This window comes from Pantoea sp. LMR881, from assembly GCF_027157825.1.
Taxonomy (GTDB): Bacteria; Pseudomonadota; Gammaproteobacteria; order Enterobacterales; family Enterobacteriaceae; genus Pantoea; species Pantoea haifensis.
Genome location: NZ_JAPVOK010000002.1, coordinates 956,106 through 973,710, shown reverse-complemented (window position 1 = coordinate 973,710; position 17,605 = coordinate 956,106). Strand labels below are relative to the sequence as shown.

The 17,605-nt window shown below is 51.4% G+C and carries 12 protein-coding genes and 3 pseudogenes; 10 read left to right on the top strand and 5 right to left on the bottom strand.

Features of this window, described 5'->3' with window-relative positions; all coding sequences use genetic code 11:
* From ssuD to ssuE, 3 genes and pseudogenes are all read right to left on the bottom strand, one after another.
* Positions 1 to 1,146, bottom strand: coding sequence for an FMNH2-dependent alkanesulfonate monooxygenase (gene ssuD, locus O3W44_RS06470; protein WP_269294377.1), 1,146 nt, complete (start codon positions 1,144 to 1,146; stop codon positions 1 to 3).
* Positions 1,147 to 1,156: 10 nt separating this feature from the next.
* Positions 1,157 to 2,109: pseudogene (locus O3W44_RS06465) on the bottom strand (sulfonate ABC transporter substrate-binding protein).
* A 10-nt stretch (positions 2,110 to 2,119) separates the two neighbouring features.
* On the bottom strand, positions 2,120 to 2,671 hold the full coding sequence (gene ssuE, locus O3W44_RS06460; RefSeq protein WP_269292436.1) for an NADPH-dependent FMN reductase: 552 nt from the start codon (positions 2,669 to 2,671) through the stop codon (positions 2,120 to 2,122).
* Between the two features lie 767 nt (positions 2,672 to 3,438).
* Between ssuE and O3W44_RS06455 the strand changes: the two genes are divergently transcribed.
* From O3W44_RS06455 to O3W44_RS06440, 4 genes and pseudogenes are all read left to right on the top strand, one after another.
* A complete protein-coding gene (locus O3W44_RS06455) occupies positions 3,439 to 4,419 on the top strand; it encodes a glycosyltransferase (protein WP_269292435.1) in 981 nt (326 codons plus the stop codon).
* A gap of 214 nt (positions 4,420 to 4,633) precedes the next feature.
* Positions 4,634 to 5,935, top strand: coding sequence for a flippase (locus O3W44_RS06450; protein ID WP_269292434.1), 1,302 nt, complete (start codon positions 4,634 to 4,636; stop codon positions 5,933 to 5,935).
* A 134-nt stretch (positions 5,936 to 6,069) separates the two neighbouring features.
* Positions 6,070 to 7,079: pseudogene (gene pyrD, locus O3W44_RS06445) on the top strand (quinone-dependent dihydroorotate dehydrogenase).
* Between the two features lie 141 nt (positions 7,080 to 7,220).
* The gene (locus O3W44_RS06440; RefSeq protein WP_269292433.1) at positions 7,221 to 7,763 is read left to right on the top strand and encodes a cell division protein ZapC; all 543 of its coding nucleotides are present in this window, start codon (positions 7,221 to 7,223) and stop codon (positions 7,761 to 7,763) included.
* A gap of 3 nt (positions 7,764 to 7,766) precedes the next feature.
* Here the strand turns inward: O3W44_RS06440 and O3W44_RS06435 are convergent, their stop codons facing one another.
* Positions 7,767 to 8,876, bottom strand: coding sequence for a YcbX family protein (locus O3W44_RS06435; RefSeq protein ID WP_269292432.1), 1,110 nt, complete (start codon positions 8,874 to 8,876; stop codon positions 7,767 to 7,769).
* A 109-nt stretch (positions 8,877 to 8,985) separates the two neighbouring features.
* Here O3W44_RS06435 and rlmKL point away from each other — a divergent pair, with 109 nt between their 5' ends.
* The 6 genes and pseudogenes from rlmKL to rmf all read left to right on the top strand — a co-directional run bounded on the left by rlmKL (position 8,986) and on the right by rmf (position 16,962).
* Complete coding sequence (gene rlmKL, locus O3W44_RS06430) at positions 8,986 to 11,100, top strand: bifunctional 23S rRNA (guanine(2069)-N(7))-methyltransferase RlmK/23S rRNA (guanine(2445)-N(2))-methyltransferase RlmL (protein ID WP_269292431.1); 2,115 nt, start codon at positions 8,986 to 8,988, stop codon at positions 11,098 to 11,100.
* Between the two features lie 6 nt (positions 11,101 to 11,106).
* A complete protein-coding gene (locus O3W44_RS06425) occupies positions 11,107 to 13,026 on the top strand; it encodes an ABC transporter ATP-binding protein (protein ID WP_269292430.1) in 1,920 nt (639 codons plus the stop codon).
* A gap of 16 nt (positions 13,027 to 13,042) precedes the next feature.
* Positions 13,043 to 14,311 carry a membrane integrity-associated transporter subunit PqiA gene (gene pqiA, locus O3W44_RS06420; RefSeq protein ID WP_269292429.1) on the top strand — a complete coding sequence of 423 codons (1,269 nt, stop codon included), beginning with the start codon at positions 13,043 to 13,045 and terminating at the stop codon, positions 14,309 to 14,311.
* A gap of 27 nt (positions 14,312 to 14,338) precedes the next feature.
* Positions 14,339 to 15,942 (top strand): annotated as a pseudogene (gene pqiB, locus O3W44_RS06415) (intermembrane transport protein PqiB).
* Positions 15,939 to 16,511 carry a membrane integrity-associated transporter subunit PqiC gene (gene pqiC / locus O3W44_RS06410; RefSeq protein ID WP_269292428.1) on the top strand — a complete coding sequence of 191 codons (573 nt, stop codon included), beginning with the start codon at positions 15,939 to 15,941 and terminating at the stop codon, positions 16,509 to 16,511. The pseudogene pqiB and the gene pqiC overlap by 4 nt, the downstream one beginning before the upstream one ends.
* Before the next feature lie 280 nt (positions 16,512 to 16,791).
* Entirely contained in the window at positions 16,792 to 16,962 is a 171-nt protein-coding gene (rmf, locus tag O3W44_RS06405; RefSeq protein ID WP_269292427.1) for a ribosome modulation factor, read from the top strand.
* Positions 16,963 to 17,023: 61 nt separating this feature from the next.
* Here rmf and fabA read toward each other — a convergent pair whose 3' ends face one another.
* On the bottom strand, positions 17,024 to 17,542 hold the full coding sequence (gene fabA / locus O3W44_RS06400; RefSeq protein WP_269292426.1) for a bifunctional 3-hydroxydecanoyl-ACP dehydratase/trans-2-decenoyl-ACP isomerase: 519 nt from the start codon (positions 17,540 to 17,542) through the stop codon (positions 17,024 to 17,026).
* Between the last annotated feature and the right edge of the window lie 63 nt (positions 17,543 to 17,605).

The window sequence follows — 17,605 nt, the reverse complement described above, 5'->3', positions numbered from 1 at the left end:
TTAGCCCTGAGCCACTTTTTTCTCAGGTGTAAAGTCATTCGCAACCGCCTCGCCATGCGCCTGAATAATCCGCGGCTGCGGCACCTGTGGCACGTTTAAATCGAGGTGCGGGAACAGTAACTCGCCCACGCGATAAGCCTCTTCCAGATGCGGATAGCCAGAGAGAATAAAGGTGTCGATGCCTGATGCTTCATACTCTTTCATGCGCGCGGCGACCGTTGGGCCATCACCAACCAGCGCCGTACCGGCACCACTGCGTACCAAACCAACCCCGGCCCAGAGGTTAGGGCTGATTTCCAGTTTGTCACGGCGTCCGCCATGCAGCGCCGCCATACGTTGTTGACCCACTGAGTCGGCACGCTGGAAAGCAGCCTGCGCCTTAGCGATGGTGGCATCGTCGACGTTGGCGATCAGCTTATCCGCTGCCTGCCAGGCTTCTTCGTTGGTTTCGCGCACAATCACATGCAGGCGAATGCCAAAACGCAGGGTACGTCCCTGTGCCGCCGCCCTGGCACGCACCTGTTCAATCTTCTCTTTAACCAGAGCTGGCGGCTCGCCCCATGTCAGATAGACGTCAACCTGCTCGGCAGCCAACGCTTGTGCCGGTTCTGATGAACCCCCAAACCACAACGGCGGACGCGGCTGCTGTACGGGTTTAAACATCAGCCGCGCACCGCGAACGTTAACGTATTTTCCCTCGTAATCGACCGTTTCACCCTCCAGCACCCGACGCCAGACGCGGGTAAACTCGGCGGATTCAACGTAACGTTCACGATGGTCAAGGAATACGCCATCGCCCGCCAGCTCTTCCGGATCGCCGCCGGTAACCAGATTAAACAGCGCGCGGCCGTTTGACAGGCGATCTAAAGTGGCTGCCTGACGCGCCGCCTGGGTAGGTGAAATGACGCCCGGACGCAGCGCCACCAGAAAACGTAAACGTTGAGTCACCGGAATCAGTGAGGCTGCCACCAGCCAGGCATCTTCGCAGGAGCGCCCCGTAGGAATGAGCACGCCGCCAAAGCCGAGACGATCGGCCGCCTGCGCAATCTGTTGTAAATAGGCGTGATCGACCGGGCGTGCGCCTTCTGCAGTACCAAGATAGTGACCATCGCCATGAGTAGGCAGAAACCAGAATACAGAGACCATTTTTTGCTCCTTATTGCGTGACGGCATGCGGATGCCAGATGCGATCGTTGACTGACACCTTCACTGGCAGTAAATGACGGGCATAAAAGAGGTCAGCGGTTTGCTGCTGAGCCGCCGCAGTTTTGGCGCTGACCGGTGTAATGGTGGTGGGAGGACGATGATCGAGATAGCTGGCAATCACCGGCTCCGGTAAACCCATCGCCTTTGCCAGCAACGCCGTACTCTGCTGGCGCTGCGTGCGGGTTAACGCATCAGCCTCGCTAAAGGTTTTCAGCACCTTTTGCACGAAGTTGCCGTGCGCTTCGGCAAAGCTGCGCGTGGCTAAATAGAATGAACCGGTTTGATTCAGCTTACTGCCGTCAACCAATACGCGAACGTTGCCCTGCAGCAAGGCGGCAGAATAGTAGGGATCCCAGATCGCCCAGGCATCGACATTGCCCTGTTGAAAGGCCGCGCGTGCATCCGCTGGCGTCAGGTAAATCGGCTTAATATCGCTAAAACTCAAACCCGCCTGTTGCAGCGCGCGGAGTAAAAGATTGTGTGAGCTGGATCCTTTCTGGAACGCGACTTTTTGCCTTTCAAATCGGCCACGCTGTTCAGCGCACTGTTTTTTGCCACCAGAATCACCTCAGCCTGCGGCTTCGGCGGTTCAGCGCCGACATAGAGCAAGTCGGCACCCGCGGCCTGCGCAAACAGCGGTGGAATATCACCCGTGCTGCCAAGGTCAATGCTGTTAACATTCAGGGCTTCGAGCATTTGTGGTCCCGCCGGAAACTCGATCCACTTGATATGCGTTTGCGGAAAACGTTGCTCCAGCATCTGATGCGTTTTGGCTAACACCATGCTGACCGAGCCTTTCTGATACCCCACGCGCAGTACCGAAGGATCTTTCTCCGCCGCATATGCCTGTAAGCTCAGCAGTAAAAGTCCGGCTGTCAGCCATTTTCCTGCGATCCTTTTCATCTGTTAGTCCTTATACCGCTTGCGCGACAGGGTAGTGATGACGGGTGAGCGCCAGCCAAAACGCGTCGATAGCGTCGTCGAGGCGTTGCGCCAGCGATGAATGCAACTCGGGATGACGATCGTACTGGGTGATCTGGTTATCTTCGGCATAGACGCCATGCAAAATTTCCTGTGCCTTGAGTGCGTTAAGCACAGGTTTAAGGGCGTAATCCAGCGCCAGCATATGGCCGGAACTGCCGCCGCTGGCTAAAGGCAGCACCACTTTATGTTCCAGCGCCCGTTCGGGCAGTAAATCCAGTAGCGTTTTCAGCGCCCCCGAAAAAGAGGCTTTATAAACCGGCGTAGCCACAATAAATCCATCTGCGAGCATCAAATCTTCACGCAAGGCCAGCAGTGCAGGAGCATCAAAGCGCGCCTGAATAAGATCGTCCGGCTGGAAATTATGAATATTCCACGGCATGACCTCTACGCCGCGCGCTTCGAGCTTGTGTTGGCAAATCGACAGCAGTGAAGTCGAACGTGATGGAAATCGCGGGCTACCCGCCAGTGTCAGAATGCGCATCGCCACTCCTTATAATTAAAAGTTATTGATTATCTAATGTTGATAACTAATGTCTTCATCCTGGCAGAGCAGGCGGCAGGGCTTAAATGATTTATCCGGTAATCAAAACGCAGAATTGGCATAAAGCGGATAATTCAAAACAGCCTGTTAAACAAAAGGGCGGGAGCGGTTACGATAAATCTTAAATATCAACAAATGGGCTTTAGCACACATTAAAGCCCGTGATGCGATTTGCGATTTTGCTGACATTGTTATGGCTAATTTATCCCTGTTGCCATTCATTATCATCAGCAGTACCGCAGGCAAGTATTGATAAAAGAAAAAACAGGGCGTAACCCGAAAGGAAACGTAAAAATACGCTAAAAATCAAAAGGGTTTTTAAAGGAAGGGATTATTTTATTCAGATTAATTGCACAGGCATCAGTGTAATGAAATTTGTTCTTCAGCGTATAAGTTAACGCCGCGTTGAGTACAGGCATACAGACTTATTAATATTCCCGGACATTTAAGCGGCATAACGTCAATCAACGTTAAACGCCTAAAAGCCCTGATAGTGCTGAATCATGCAGTGTGTTAAACATTCTGTCAGGTCAGGGTGATGCTTTAACCATTTTCCGTATAGGTATTTCACTGCTTCAGGTATTAAGATTAAGCCGCACAGGGAAAACCGCTATTTATTTTTCATTTACCCATAACAATATTTCGGGTTCAGCCACTGCGTAAGCAGGCGGATCCTATTCCTTTTTTCTTACAGCAGAGAATCGCATATGTCTGACATCCTTTTATCGGTCATCATTCCGACTTACAACGTTGAAAAATACATTGTTGAGTGCGTCGATTCCTTGTTACGGCAAGTTAAATCGCCGAATGAAATAATTATTGTTAACGATGGATCTACTGACGGAACGCTTGCCTTAATTGAGCAGAATTATGCGCACCTTTCTCATATCCGCGTTATTACGATTGAAAACGGCGGGTTAGGCAATGCGCGCGACACCGGCATTGCGCTGGCAAAAGGCAAATTCTTATTCTTTTGCGACCCGGATGATGTAGTAGGTGAAGGCCTGGTGAGTGAGTTGAAAACCGTCAGTGAAAAGCATCCTGACACTGAGCTTTTTTGCTTCAATTCATGCGTTTATGAAGATGGTAATATCACTTTAACCTCGCCAAAAGTGCGGCATGAAATCTTTGGCGTACAGCGGCCTCAGGATGTTTTTGCGCGCCTGTTGCGTAACGGCAGCTATACATCAGCGGTATGGAATTATGCCGTCAAAAGAGAGGTTGTTGAGCAATATCATCTGCGTTTTATTCGGCGTGTGCATGAAGATCATAATTTCACGCTCTCTGTATTTATGAAATGTAAACAGGCCTGGGTTAGCCGTCAGGTCTATTATAAGCAGCGTATTCGCACTGGATCGTTAACCAACAGTACCAAAGGCGATGATTTTTTCTTTCAGCGATATGATGCGTTTATTCATTCCTACAGTACGCTCAACAATTCTTTGGCCAAATCAGAACGGCGTAATGCGTTAGAGAAAGAGTATTTAATCCATTCTTTCCGCCTGATGATTTATCTTTCTCTTTATAATCAAACACCCGTGCCAGAATATGTACGTAACGCTATTCGTTTCCTTGGGCGAAACGTTAAAACAAATAACGCCAAAGAGTGGTTGCTGTTCAATCGTCCGGAAATATTCATTCTGTTGCAAAACTATAAAGTGAAGAAAGAGATGAAAGGTGCCGCCTGATTCTGAAAAAACAGCGGTGATATTGAGAGTGCCTTTGATAAATGAGAAGGTAATTATATCCGTTGTACTTTGGGTTGCCGTGACTATCTGGCTACAGGGTTTTCAGTCTCTCAAATACCGGCGCATGTTCTTCAGCCCCGGTATTTTTTGCGAGCTTGCCGGACGCCTGCAACGCAAGTTTGGATATAAGCAATGTGTATAAGGTTGTTGTGACATGGCAAAAGTGCTTGATAAGAGTTTAGTGGTCAACATTTTATCGTTGCTGGCCTATCGTGGCGCATCGTTTCTGTTCCCACTGGCAACGCTGCCCTATCTGGCGCGCATTTTGGGCGTTGAACAGATGGGGATACTGGCATTAGCCATTGCCTGTGTTCTTTATTGCAGCACCATATCGGACTGGGGATTTAATGTTTTTACCACTAAGGATATTGCCCATCATCGCGATGATAAAGCGCGTGTCACGCAGCTTTTCTGGTCAACATTCAACGCCAAACTGATGCTGTTGCTGTTAACCAGTGCCGTTTTGCTGTCAGCAACCTGGTTTAACCCCTCCTGGCATTCGCTGTTTTTTATTATCCTGGCCAACTGTACCACCCTGATCGGATCGCTGTTTTCATTTGGCTGGCTGATGCAGGGATTCGAAAAACTGGGTAAAACCGCAGTGATCGCGACCTTTGGTAATTTTTGCGCAATACCGCTGACCTTTTTGCTGGTTAAAACTCCAGACGATACCTGGCTCGCGGCATTGATACCCGGCGCGGTATCAATCATTAGCGCACTCATTACCCTGAAATTTGTATTAGAGATGAAGGTCATCGGGCGCTATCGCTTTGAGCCACGCGAAATCAAACAGCGCATCACCGACAGTGTGGATGTGTTTATTGCTATTGCCGGGGCCAATTTGTTTAACAGCGTTAACGTGGTGATCCTCGCCAGCTTTACCTCGCACTATATGGTGGGAATTTACAACGGTGCCGATCGCTTACGTAAGGCCGCGAACTCGGTGCCTGAACAAATTGGCAGTGCTTTTTTCCCTCGCGTGAGTCACCTGTTTGGTCGCGATAAACTGGCCGCAATTGCGGCGACGCGAAAAAGTTTGCTGATCTCCTTTTCGCTCAGCCTGTCGATTGTCATCTTTACCTGGTTCTTTGCCGATGAAGTGGTTTCACTGCTGCTGGGTAAAGATTTCATCCCTTCGGCAGATGTGTTGCGGGTATTTGTGGTCTGCTTCCTGTTTGGCAATATCTCTTATCCCGCCGGGCTTCAGATCCTGATACCGCACGGGCTGGCGCGCCAACGTATGCTGGTAATGATGGCGGCTGGCGTCATCAACGTGCCGATTTGCTGTTTTCTTGCCTGGCAATATGGCGCGATCGGCGCGGCCTGGTCGATGGTCATGGCTGAAGCCTTTGTCTGCATCGGTATCTTTGGCATCATGGCCCGCCACGGTATTCTGCGTGAATACCTGTTTCCTGCCCGCACAGACGTGGCCCCTGTCAACGACAGTGCAGTGTAAGATCAAGCCAGACGCAATCTCTGCTTGTCAGCCTCGTGGTTCGATTTACTTTTGCGCCAGAGCACTTTACCATTCTGGCGCACAAATTCCCGTGCACCGACTTTCACGATCGCTTTCGTCCTTCAGGAGAGTGCATGCTTTATCCTATCGTCCGACCGGCGCTGTTTAAGCTCGATCCCGAGCGCGCGCACGAACTCACTTTTCAGCAACTGCGTTTTATGAGTGGTACGCCGCTGGAAGGATTGATCCGCCAGAATCTACCGTCGCGTCCCGTCACCTGTATGGGGCTGACTTTCAAAAACCCGCTTGGCCTGGCAGCCGGTCTGGATAAAAACGCCGAATGTATTGATGCTTTCGGTGCCATGGGCTTTGGCTTTGTGGAAGTCGGAACGGTCACACCGCGTGCACAGGCGGGAAATGACAAGCCGCGTATGTTCCGCTTAGTCGAAGCGGAAGGGATTATTAACCGTATGGGCTTTAATAATCTGGGTGTCGACCATCTGGTGGAGAATGTCAAAAGGCGCGCTTTAAGGGCATCCTCGGCATTAATATCGGCAAAAATAAAGATACGCCAGTTGAACAGGGCAAAGACGATTATTTAATTTGTATGGAAAAGTCGTATGCCTATGCCGGATATATCGCTGTCAATATTTCCTCGCCGAACACGCCCGGTTTACGTTCCCTGCAATACGGTGAAGCATTAGACGATCTTCTCAGTTCAATTAAAGCGAAACAAAAAGAACTGGAACAGCGTCATCTGAAATATGTCCCGGTGGCCGTAAAAATTGCGCCTGATCTTTCTGAAGAAGAATTAATTCAGGTTGCTGACAGTTTAATTCGCCATCAAATTGACGGCGTTATTGCCTGCAATACCACCCTTGACCGCTCGTTGGTAAATGGCCTCAAATACAGCGACGAAGCGGGCGGATTAAGCGGTCGTCCGGTTCAGTCACGCAGCACCGCTGTTATCCAGCGTCTGTCGCAAGAATTACAGGGGCGTTTACCGATTATTGGCGTTGGCGGGATCGATTCTCTTACTGCCGCACGCGAAAAAATGGCGGCGGGTGCAACTCTGGTACAAATTTATTCCGGCTTTATTTATAAGGGGCCGGGTTTAATTAAAAATATCGTGACCCATCTCTAAGACTTTTCCCACAATAGCGTGCCGAGGGGTTTATTTCTCTCTTCGGCTCGTTTATATTTTGGCCTGTAGCACTTTTTTCAGTTTTTCCTTAGGTCGCCTGGTTCGCGTGCTTAAGCGAAGCGGTTAACTACAGGGCACACCATGAAAATCAAACCTGATGACAACTGGCGTTGGTATTTTGACGCCGAGCACGACCGGATGATGCTTGATCTGGCTGACGGTATGCTTTTTCGTTCCCGTTATTCTCGCAAAATGCTCACGCCGGATGCGTTCAATGACACGGGATTCTGCGTTGACGATGCCGCCCTTTATTACACCTTTGAAGAGAAGTGCCGCCAAACTAAATTAAGCAGCCATCAACGCGCTGAGCTTGTATTAAATGCGCTGGTTGCCGCCCGTTTTTTGAAACCATTAATGCCCAAGAGCTGGCATTTTTCCAGCAATCAGCAATGTCTGCAGCCAACTGTCGGTGAAATGGTTGAAGTGACACTGGCTGATAATGGCGAGCAGGTGCGCTTACTGGTAGTTGAAAATGGCGACAATGCAGCACTCTGTTTACTGGCACAGCCGGCATTGACGCTGGCGGGTAAAAATATGGTATTGGGCGATGCGATTAAAGTGATGAACGATCGTCTTCAACCGCATCGTCAGGAAAATACACCGCGTTACGCCTACGCGGTGTAATTATCAAGCCAGTTCGATATCGCCTGACGGAACACAACTGCAACTTAAAATTGTGCCGTCAGGACGAATGGCACTCTGCTTTAATGCTTTTACTTCGCCTGATACCAGCGTCATTTTGCAACTGCCACATATTCCCGCCCGACAGGAATAGGGAATACGAAAGCCCTGCATCTCTAACTGCTCCAGCAATACCTGCTGGTTATCACCGCTAAACTGTTTGCCCTGATAATCAATAGTCAGCTTCGCCTGCGCCTGCTGCTGCGGTTTTATGCTTTGTACCACTTCACCAGCACCATAGGCGCGCGGTGTATGACGTTTAAGCACCTTGACTTCATCACCCACGCGGATCACGCCGCTGTTACGCGCCACTAAATTTAAGCCAAAATCGATGTCGCCACTGCCATCCTGTGCACTGCGGAAACGCTGTAGCGTGGCGAGCGGCTGACTATCAACATGTTTGCGGCCGCTTTCCGGGCTGACGGTCGTCAGAACGCAGCGGCTGCACGGCTTCGGCACCTCAAACGTAACGCCGCCAATGGCAATTTCTGCCCAACTGTCTTCATCCCAGGCCGCCGCGCCATTGACCACCAGGTTAGGCCGAAACTGCTCCATGCGGATGCTGGCGGGACAACGCTGTTGCAGATCGTGTAACGAGGCGCTGTTTGTCAACAGGAAGGGGTAGCCGTCGGCGAAACCCAGTGGCACTGCGGGAAGACGTTTAACCCGACGAGATGGCTGCGGACCGATCCAGCGTAACTGCACTTCACGTGAGAAAAAGCGGCTCAGCCATTGGTTGATCTCTTCCGGCGCGATGCGTGAGGTGAAGTGATTACCCCAGACTTCGGTCGGCTGCTCCTGCGGGGTGAAATCACCGAAGCGAATCAGTGACTGACTGCCATCCGGGGCCTGTAAAAACAAGCCGTCTGGCAAAACCGCCGGGGTGAAACGCACCATTTCCGGGTACTGACGTGCCGTAATAAAGGTGCCATTTGGCTCGGTCACCATGAAGATGCGATCAAACGCCAGGCCCGTTTCTAAAACCTGTGCGTGCGACAGGTGCAATCCCCGCATTGATTTTACCGGATGAATAAATAAGCGGGTAAGCGTAATCATGGCAATCTCCTTGCAACCAGGGCAAAAGACAAAAGAAGCTAACTTTATGACATAGGTCTGCGATTCGCTATAATGCGCATCAATTTTCTCAAGTGTAAGAAGTGACGATATGAATTCTCTGTTTGCCAGCACGGCGCGTGGGCTCGAAGAGCTGCTAAAAAGTGAGCTGGACGCGCTGGGTGCGCAAGATTTACAAGTGGTGCAGGGAGGCGTTCACTTCGAGGCTGACGATCGTGTCATGTATCAAAGCCTGATGTGGAGCCGCCTGGCATCACGTATTTTGCTGCCGCTGGGAGAATTTGGCGTCTACAGCGATCTCGATCTCTATCTCGGCGTGCAAAGCGTGGACTGGCCCGCCATGTTTGGCAGTGATAAAACCTTTGTCGTGCACTTTAGCGGCACGAACGACGCTATCCGTAACAGCCAGTTTGGCGCATTGAAAGTCAAAGATGCCATTGTTGACAGTTTCACCCGCCAGAAGCGCGAACGGCCAAATGTGGATCGCGAGCAACCTGATATTCGTATCAACGTCTGGCTGAATAACGATCGCGCCAGTATTGCGCTGGATCTGAGCGGCAATGCGCTGCATCAGCGTGGCTATCGTCAGCAGACCGGTCAGGCCCCGCTGAAAGAGAACCTGGCGGCCGCCATTGTGCTGCGTTCCGGCTGGCAATCCACGACACCGCTCATCGATCCGATGTGTGGGTCAGGTACGCTATTGATTGAAGCTGCGTTAATTGCCTGCGATCGTGCGCCGGGTCTGCTGCGTAATCACTGGGGCTTTACGGCCTGGAGCCAGTTTAACGACGCATTGTGGCGTGAAGTGAAAAGCGAGGCGCAAACGCGCGCGCGCGCTGGAACAGCTGCTGCTCAGGCACGTTTCTTTGGCTACGACAATAATGGTCGCGTGCTGGAATGGGCGCAGGCTAATGCGCGTCGCGCGGGCGTATTTGAGCTGTTTACCTTTGCCCGACAGGATGTGTTGAAACTCAAAAACCCGCTCGCACCGGAGATTCACGGTACGGTTCTCAGCAACCCGCCTTACGGTGAACGTCTTGAGAGCGAACCGGCGCTGATTGCCTTGCACAGTCAGCTTGGTCGTCTCATGAAACAGCACTTCGGCGGCTGGAATTTATCGCTGTTCAGCGCCTCACCCGAGCTGCTGAGCTGTCTGCAATTACGCGCCGATCGCCAGTTCAAAGCGAAAAATGGTCCACTGGATTGTGTGCAGAAAAATTATCAGCTGTCGGTCAGCAGCGGTGAAAGCGTCAACCAGATTGCTGAAGATTATGCTAACCGCCTGCGCAAAAATCTCAACAAGCTGGAGAAGTGGGCACGTCAGGAAAATATTGAATGCTATCGTCTCTATGATGCCGACCTGCCAGATTACAACGTTGCGGTTGACCGCTACGCCGATTGGGTAGTGATTCAGGAATATGCGCCGCCAAAAACTATCGATCCTGCTAAAGCGCGCCAGCGTCTGTTTGATGTTATCAGCGCCACGCTGGCGGTGCTGGAATTGCCGGCTAATCGTCTGATCCTGAAAACGCGCGAGCGTCAAAAAGGCAAAGCGCAATATCAAAAACTGAGTGAGAAGGGCGACTATTTCGACGTTCAGGAATTTAACGCACGTTTTTGGGTAAACCTGACGGATTATCTTGATACGGGTTTATTCCTTGATCACCGTATCGCACGCAAAATGCTGGGCCAAATGAGCCAGGGCAAAGATTTCTTAAATCTGTTTGCTTACACCGGCACAGCCAGTGTGCATGCAGGGCTGGGCGGCGCACGATCCACCACCACGGTGGATATGTCCCGTACTTATCTGGAATGGGCAGAGCGCAATTTACGCCTGAATGGTCTGACCGGACGTCAGCATCGCCTGATGCAGGCCGACTGCCTGAGCTGGCTGAACGAAAGCGAGGAGAAATTTGACCTGATCTTTATCGATCCGCCGACCTTCTCTAACTCTAAGCGTATGGAAGAGAGCTTTGACGTGCAGCGCGATCATATGATGCTGATGCGCAATCTGAAGCGTCTGCTGCGTCCGGGCGGCACCATTATGTTCTCTAACAATAAACGCGGTTTCAAAATGGATCTGGAAGGCATGCAGGCGTTAGGCCTGAAAGCGCAGGATATCACCCAGAAGACCCAGTCGCAGGATTTTGCGCGTAACCGTCAAATTCACAACTGCTGGCTGATCACTCACGCCGGTAAGGAATAAGTTTACATGTCATTAATCAGTATTCACGGTGCCTATCTCTCTTTCAGCGATGCGCCGTTGCTCGATAATACCGAGCTGCACATAGAAGAGAACGAGCGCGTCTGTCTGGTGGGGCGTAACGGCGCGGGTAAATCCACGCTGATGAAAATCATTAACGGCGAACAACCGCTTGATGATGGCCGTATCATTTATGAAACCGATTTAGTGGTGTCGCGTTTGCAGCAGGATCCACCGCGTAATATCACGGGATCGGTTTACGACTTCGTTGCTGAAGGCGTAGAAGAGCAGGCTGAACATTTAAAGGCCTATCACGCGATTTCGCATGTGGTAATGGAAGATCCAAGCGAGAAAAACCTCAATGAGATGGCGCGATTGCAGAGCATTCTTGACCATCAAAATTTGTGGCAGTTAGAAAGCCGCATCAATGATGTTTTACAGCAGATTGGCCTGGAACCCGATACCGAACTCTCTTCGCTGTCGGGCGGCTGGCTGCGTAAGGCCGCACTGGGCCGTGCGCTGGTCAGCAATCCGCGCGTGCTGATGCTGGATGAACCCACCAACCACCTTGATATCGAAACCATCGACTGGCTGGAAACGTTCCTGAAAACCTTTACTGGCAGCATTGTATTTATCTCGCACGACCGTTCTTTCATTCGCAACATGGCGACGCGCATTGTCGATCTCGATCGTGGCAAACTGGTCTCATGGCCGGGCAACTACGATCAGTATCTGGAAGGGAAAGAAGAGGCGCTGCGCGTTGAAGAGATGCAAAACGCTGAATTTGACCGCAAGCTGGCTCAGGAAGAGGTCTGGATCCGCCAGGGTATCAAAGCGCGTCGTACCCGTAATGAAGGGCGCGTGCGTGCTCTGAAGGCGCTGCGTCGTGAACGTTCAGAACGCCGTGAAGTGATGGGTAAAGCCAACATGCAGGTAGGCGAAGCCTCGCGTTCCGGCAAAATTGTTTTTGAACTGGAGCAGGTTAACTACGCCGTTGGCGGCAAAACGCTGGTGAAGGATTTCTCCTCACAGGTTCAGCGCGGCGACAAAATTGCCCTTATCGGCCCGAACGGTTGCGGTAAAACCACGCTGCTGCGTTTGATGCTGCAACAGCTCAAAGCTGACAGTGGACGTGTACATTCTGGTACTAAACTGGAAGTCGCCTATTTTGACCAGCACCGCGCTGAGCTCGATCCTGACCGCACCGTGATGGATAACCTGGCCGAGGGTAAACAGGAAGTCATGGTAAATGGCAAACCGCGCCATGTGCTGGGATATTTACAGGACTTCCTGTTCCATCCGAAGCGGGCCATGACGCCGGTGCGCGCATTGTCCGGTGGAGAGCGGAACCGCTTGCTGTTGGCACGTCTGTTTCTGCGCCCCAGCAATCTGATGATCCTCGATGAACCGACCAATGACCTCGACGTCGAAACGCTGGAACTGCTCGAGGAGCTGATTGAGGGTTATCAGGGCACGGTTTTACTGGTGAGTCACGACCGTCAGTTTGTTGATAACACCGTGACGGAGTGTTGGATCTTCGAAGGCAACGGTGAAATTGGCACGTTTGTTGGCGGCTACCACGATGCCCAACAGCAGCGGGCTGCTTATAAGCAACAAAAATCAGTGACCATGGCTAAAGCCGCTACGCCAGTCGCTAAACCGGCGGCAGAAAAAAATGATTCTGCCAAACGTAGCGCCAACAAACTAAGCTATAACCTGGCACGGGAGCTTGAGCAGTTACCGCAGAAGCTTGAGCAACTGGAAGCCCGTATTGGCGAATTGCAGACTAAAATGAGTCACCCCGATTTCTTTGGTCAGCCGCACGATAAAACCCAGCCAGTGTTAGATGAACTGGCGCAAACAGAGCAGGCGCTGGAAACTGCTTTTGCCCGCTGGGAAGAGCTTGAGTCACTGAAAAACGGTGCGTAGTTAAAAAGGAAAGAGGATGTGTTCAGCAGATAAAACTGGCGCGTGGATACTTTGCCCACAGTGCGATTTAATGGTAAAGCTGCCGGATATTCCTGTTGGCAGCCGTGCGACCTGTCCGCGCTGCCATACTAACCTGGCGGCAAACTGGCACGAGCCGCGCAAACGCCCCACCGGCTATGCACTGGCGGCGCTTTTTATGCTGCTGTTAGCGAACCTTTTTCCTTTTATCAATATGAAAGTGGCGGGGATCAGCAGTCAGATTTCGCTGATGCAAATTCCCCGGGTGATGGTCACTGAGGATTACGGCAGTCTCGCCACGCTATTTTTACTGTTTGTGCAGGCCATTCCCGCCTTTTGTATGCTGGCGATCATTCTGCTGGTCAACCCAGTCCGTTTGCCTGTGGGCCTGAAACGCATACTGGCCCGCATTCTGTTTCAGCTTCGCAACTGGGGTATGGCCGAGATTTTTATGGCCGGCGTGCTGGTCAGCTTCGTCAAGCTCATGGCCTATGGTGAAATAGGTTTGCAAACCAGTTTCTGGCCGTGGTGCCTGTTTTGCGTGTTGCATTTGCGTGCCTTCCAGTGCGTTGACCGCCGTTGGCTATGGCAACAGATTGCACCAACGCCTGCATTACAAAACCCACCAAAAGTAGGCGTCACCGGTCTTCGTCAGGGCTTGCGGTCTTGTCCCTGCTGTACGGCGGTGTTGCCTGTCGATCAGCGCGCCTGTACCCGCTGCGGGGTTATTGCTCACGCCCGGCGTAAGCACAGCCTGCAATGGACTCTGGCGCTGCTGATGACTTCCGTCATGCTTTATGTTCCTGCCAATATTTTGCCCATCATGGTGACTGAGATGCTGGGGACGGCCAGCCCGTCAAATATCATGGCCGGGGTTATTTTGCTCTGGAGTGACGGCTCCTATCCGGTGGCGCTGGTGATTTTCATTGCCAGCATCATGGTACCTACCCTGAAAATGCTGGCGATTGGCTGGCTGTGCTGGGATGCCAGCGGACGCGGCAGCCGCGACAGCCACAAAATGCATTTTATCTATGAGGTGGTCGAATTTGTTGGCCGCTGGTCAATGATCGACGTGTTTGTGATTGCTGTGCTCTCTGCGCTGGTGCGTATGGGGCAGTTAATGAGTGTGTATCCTGCATGGGGGGCGGTGTTATTTGCGCTGGTGGTGATTTTGACCATGATCGCCGCGATGACTTTTGACCCTCGCCTGACCTGGGATCGTGAACGCGAAAATAAAATAAAGGAGCTGCGGCTTGACGGAAACTAACCCCCTGGCCATGCAAAAGTAGAGCAGATCAAGCGATGGTCGCCGGTCTGGATTGTCCCTGTTGTTACCCTGTTGATTGGCGGATGGATTCTGTTCTATCACTTTAGCCATCAAGGGCCGCGAGTTACCCTGATTACGGAAAATGCAGAGGGCATTGAAGCGGGCAAAACTGCCATCAAAAGCCGCAGCGTGAATGTCGGTGTGGTAGAGAGTGCAGTGCTGACGGATGATCTCCATCATGTTGAAATCACAGCACGCCTGAATTCCGGTATGGAAAAGTTGCTACACGGCGACAGCGTGTTTTGGGTGGTGAAACCACAAGTCGGGCGAGAGGGCATTACCGGCCTGGGCACCTTGCTTTCCGGGGCGTATATCGAACTGCAACCCGGCAGTAAAAACGAACAGCCTGAACAATACCCGTTGCTGGATGCGCCACCGCTGGCGCCGCCTGATGCCAAAGGTATTCGTATTACGCTCGACAGTAAAAAAGCAGGTCAGCTTAACCCGGGCGATCCCGTGCTGTTCCGTGGTTACCGTGTCGGCACGGTCGAAACCAGTAGCTTCGACACAGATAAACGAATGATGACCTATCAGTTATTTATCTCTGCCCCCTATGACCGCCTTGTCACCACTAACGTGCGCTTCTGGAAAGACAGCGGCATTGCGGTTGACATGTCTGCGTCAGGCATGCGCGTTGAGATGGGCTCTTTAACGACCCTGTTCAGCGGGGGCGTGAGCTTTGACGTGCCAGAGGGTTGGGAATTAGGTAAAGCTGCTGAGAACAAAGCGGATTATCATCTGTTTGATGATCAGCGTAGCATCCAGGACTCGCTCTACACTAATCATATCGACTATCTGATGTATTTTACTGACTCGATCCGTGGCCTGCAGGTTGGCGCGCCGGTTGAGTTCCGCGGTATTCGTCTGGGGACCGTTGCAGAAGTGCCGTTTATGAAGGGGGAGAAAATCAGGCGCTTAATGATGATTATCGCGTTCCTGTGCTGATCCGCATAGAGCCGGACCGCTTTATCAGTCGACTCGGCGAGAATTTCGATCTTGAGCAACATCTGCAGGATGGCAAGAGGCGTGGGCTGCGCGCAACGCTGAAAACCGGCAACCTGCTGTCAGGCTCACTTTATGTCGATCTCGATTTTTACGAAAATGCGGCACCTTATAAGGGGCCGAATAAGATATTGGGTTATGAAGTGATCCCAACCGTCAGCGGTGGCTTAAGCCAGATTCAACAGAAACTGATGGCTGCGCTGGACAAAATCAACGGTCTGCCGCTGAACGGATTGCTTAATCAGGCAACCGGTACGCTGAAAGAGAGCCAGCGCACCATGCGCGATCTGCAACGTACCATTGAAAATATCAACAAGGTTACCAGCAGCCCGGCAATGAAAACGCTGCCGGAAGATATGCAGCAAACCCTGCGTGAGCTGAATCGGAGTATGAAAGGTCTGCAGCCAGGGTCACCTGCTTACAGTAAGTTGGTGGGAGATATGCAGCGCCTGGATCAGGTCTTGCGTGAACTGCAACCGGTACTGAAAACGCTGAACAGTAAGAGCAATGCGTTGGTGTTTGAAGCCAAACCGGGACAGGATCCCCAGCCAAAGAGGGCGAAACAGTGAAAAAAGGGTTCACACTTCTTGCTGCACTCGCGCTGAGCGCATGCAGTAGCACCATTGATACCACCTATTATCAGCTGCCCTCCGGGGCGGCCTCAATGCACGTGAGCAGCAGTAGCCAGGCTGCATCACCACAACCGACATTGTGGGTTCAGCAGGTGACAGTGCCCGACTATCTGGCGGGTAACGGATTGGTTTATCAAACCAGTGACGTGAAATATGTTATCGCAGCGAATAATCTGTGGGCCAGTCCGCTCGATCAACAGTTACAGCAAACGCTGATTACTAATCTCAGCAAAGCGTTACCGGGAAGATTAGTCTCAGGCTCACCGTTAGGAGAGCAGCATGACACGCTGAACGTTACGGTCACTGGCTTTCAGGGACGTTATGACGGGCAGGCAATCATCAGCGGCGAATGGACGCTTGAACATCAAGGAAGGTTAACGAAACACGCGTTTAATCTTATGCTGCCGCAAAACGAAGATGGTTATGATGCTTTAGTCAGAACGCTTTCTACTGGCTGGCAGCAGGCAGCACAACAAATAGCCAGCAGCGTTGTGGCAGCAAATTAGGATTAGTTTGATTATTTATCTAAGCCCTTGATTAATCATGATGTTATTGGTGTGTTAATCAGGGCTTTTTTTGATAGACGAATCAGCAAGATAGAACCATTAACTGAGTCACAAATCGACATTTTTTTGTCGGATTCAGGTCACATTTATGACATTGGCGTGAATTTTGCGCATTGATCTTTCTCGCTCAAGCAGGTAGAACATTAGAGTGGTTGAACATTAATTCGCCACCTTTTTCTTTCCACCAGATTCCACAGGCCTGATATGAGGGACACGGAGTATGAAGAGACAGAAACGAGACCGCCTTGAGCGCGCCCATTCACGAGGTTATCAAGCAGGCATCACTGGACGCTCAAAAGAGATGTGTCCGTATCAACTGGTTGACGCTAAGTCTCACTGGTTAGGAGGCTGGCGGCAAGCTATGGAGGACAGGTCGGCAGCCATTGCCTAGCCGGATGTCACAGAAAAGGGAAGGAACCTCCGCAAAAGGCGGAGGTTTTCATTTTCAGGTCTCAGAACGCAGCAGTGTCCTTGAACAGACCGACTTTTAAATCGCTTGCAGTATAGATCAGGTTGCCGTCGACGAAGACTTCGCCATCCGCCACGCCCATAACCAGTTTGCGATTAATTACACGTTTGAAGTGAATGCGATAAGTGACTTTTTTCGCTTCAGGCAGCACCTGACCGGTGAACTTAACCTCGCCCACACCCAGAGCACGGCCTTTGCCTTCGCCACCTAACCAGCCCAGATAGAAGCCCACTAACTGCCACATGGCGTCGAGGCCCAGGCAGCCAGGCATAACGGGATCGCCGATAAAGTGACAGCCAAAGAACCACAAGTCAGGATTGATATCTAACTCGGCTTCGACAAAACCTTTATCAAATTTACCGCCGTCTTCGGTCATTTTGACCACGCGGTCCATCATCAACATGTTGCCTGACGGAAGCGGTGGTCCGTTTTCGCCAAACAATTCACCGCGACCAGACAGAATCAGGTCTTCTTTGGTATAGGATTCGCGTTTATCTACCATGTTTTCAATAAGCCTTGTTTTAGTGAATCACGAATACTAGCGAACAGTTGTACGCTGAGCAAA

Bases quoted from the DNA above. Each gene is read 5' to 3' on its own strand.
- ssuD (WP_269294377.1), bottom strand. From the start codon at position 1,146: ATGGTCTCTGTATTCTGGTTTCTGCCTACTCATGGCGATGGTCACTAT.
- ssuE (WP_269292436.1), bottom strand. From the start codon at position 2,671: ATGCGCATTCTGACACTGGCGGGTAGCCCGCGATTTCCATCACGTTCG.
- O3W44_RS06455 (WP_269292435.1), top strand. From the start codon at position 3,439: ATGTCTGACATCCTTTTATCGGTCATCATTCCGACTTACAACGTTGAA.
- O3W44_RS06450 (WP_269292434.1), top strand. From the start codon at position 4,634: ATGGCAAAAGTGCTTGATAAGAGTTTAGTGGTCAACATTTTATCGTTG.
- O3W44_RS06440 (WP_269292433.1), top strand. From the start codon at position 7,221: ATGAAAATCAAACCTGATGACAACTGGCGTTGGTATTTTGACGCCGAG.
- O3W44_RS06435 (WP_269292432.1), bottom strand. From the start codon at position 8,876: ATGATTACGCTTACCCGCTTATTTATTCATCCGGTAAAATCAATGCGG.
- rlmKL (WP_269292431.1), top strand. From the start codon at position 8,986: ATGAATTCTCTGTTTGCCAGCACGGCGCGTGGGCTCGAAGAGCTGCTA.
- O3W44_RS06425 (WP_269292430.1), top strand. From the start codon at position 11,107: ATGTCATTAATCAGTATTCACGGTGCCTATCTCTCTTTCAGCGATGCG.
- pqiA (WP_269292429.1), top strand. From the start codon at position 13,043: ATGTGTTCAGCAGATAAAACTGGCGCGTGGATACTTTGCCCACAGTGC.
- rmf (WP_269292427.1), top strand. From the start codon at position 16,792: ATGAAGAGACAGAAACGAGACCGCCTTGAGCGCGCCCATTCACGAGGT.
- fabA (WP_269292426.1), bottom strand. From the start codon at position 17,542: ATGGTAGATAAACGCGAATCCTATACCAAAGAAGACCTGATTCTGTCT.